Origin of the sequence: Bradyrhizobium lablabi (assembly GCF_018129385.1) — a bacterium.
GTDB classification, from domain to species: domain Bacteria; phylum Pseudomonadota; class Alphaproteobacteria; order Rhizobiales; family Xanthobacteraceae; genus Bradyrhizobium; species Bradyrhizobium lablabi_C.
This window is the reverse complement of the sequence record NZ_JAFCLN010000051.1, coordinates 1-1,279: the sequence shown is the minus strand read 5'-3', so window position 1 is coordinate 1,279 and position 1,279 is coordinate 1. Positions and strand designations below refer to the sequence as shown.

Below are 1,279 nucleotides of genomic sequence, written 5' to 3'. Positions count from 1 at the left end.
GACCTATGCGTTGGGGGTGTGCTCTTATGCGGTCTGCGCCATCGTGATCATTGCAAGCCGCTGGGTGCAGTCCATCGACATGTCAGCCGAGAAGGAGGCCGTTAGCCCCGGGGCTTGTATCGCAGGAAAGGACGGCGCCACGATTCGGCGGCCACATCTAAAGGGAAGTCCGAACCCCAGCAGCGAGATTTAACGCCTGCGTTGCGTCGACCGGTTGAGCCGGCAGCCAAATCCGGACATTGTCCAACGATCGCCATGAACGCCGGCGAGTTTGGGCGGACTAACCAATTGGACCACCATGTCCTCTAGCAGTCTGCTGAAAAACTCTCGTTTTGGCGACGATTTCGTGATTCAAGGATTTGTCGCGAATCTCCGGGGGATCGGATGCGGGGCAAGTTCGAGGATCAGGGCGGCCTGTTTTCCTATGTTTCACCCGAGGCGCGGGTGCCGAAAGATCACCCGCTTCGCAAGATCCGGGAGCTGGTGCGTGACGTTCTTGGGGAGCTGAACCGCACACTTGCTCGGCTTTATTCGAACGAAGGACGTCCCTCGATCCCCCCTGAACAGTTGCTGAGTGCGCTGCTGCTGCAAGTCTTTTACGGTATCCGCTCGGAACGGCAATTGATGGAGCAGTTGGACTACAATCTGCTGTATCGCTGGTTTGTGGGGCTTGCACCTGACGATCCAGTCTGGGACCCGACGACGTTTACGAAGAACCGCGCCCGGTTGGAGAAAGGCGAGGTGTTCGCCAAGTTCATGGCGAAGCTTCTGAACCATCCCGAGGTGAAGCCGCTGCTTTCGGACGAGCATTTTTCGGTGGACGGGACGCTGATCGAGGCCTGGGCCTCGCACAAGAGTTTCCGGCCGAAAGATGGGTCCGGCGACGGAGACGATGGCGCGAACTTCCACGGACAAAAGCGCAAGAACGACACCCATGCCAGCGTGACCGATCCCGACAGCCGGCTTTATCGGAAGGCTGCCGGGCGGGAGGCGAAGCTCTGCTACATGGGACACGTCACCATGGAGAACCGGAATCGTCTGGCGGTGGATGGTCGGGTCACGCATGCCACGGGAACGGCCGAGCGGCGCGCGTCGGAAGACATGCTCAAGGCCAAGGCCCGAAAAAGCCGCCGTCGCATCACCGTCGGCGAGGACAAGGCCTATGACACCGCCGACCATGTAGCCAAGCTACGTGCGCTGAACGTCACGCCACACGTGGCCCAGTACAACAGCGGCAATCCGAACGGACGCCAAAGTGCCATCGACGGACGGACCACCC

The 1,279-nt window shown here is 60.2% G+C and carries 2 protein-coding genes; both read left to right on the top strand.

What is annotated here, in order from left to right:
- The coding region (locus tag JQ628_RS34330; protein ID WP_212231049.1) for a hypothetical protein at positions 1 to 193 on the top strand (193 nt) is incomplete at its 5' end.
- Between the two features lie 191 nt (positions 194 to 384).
- A partial coding sequence (locus JQ628_RS34325; RefSeq protein WP_212231046.1) for an IS5 family transposase occupies positions 385 to 1,279 on the top strand: 895 nt, incomplete at its 3' end.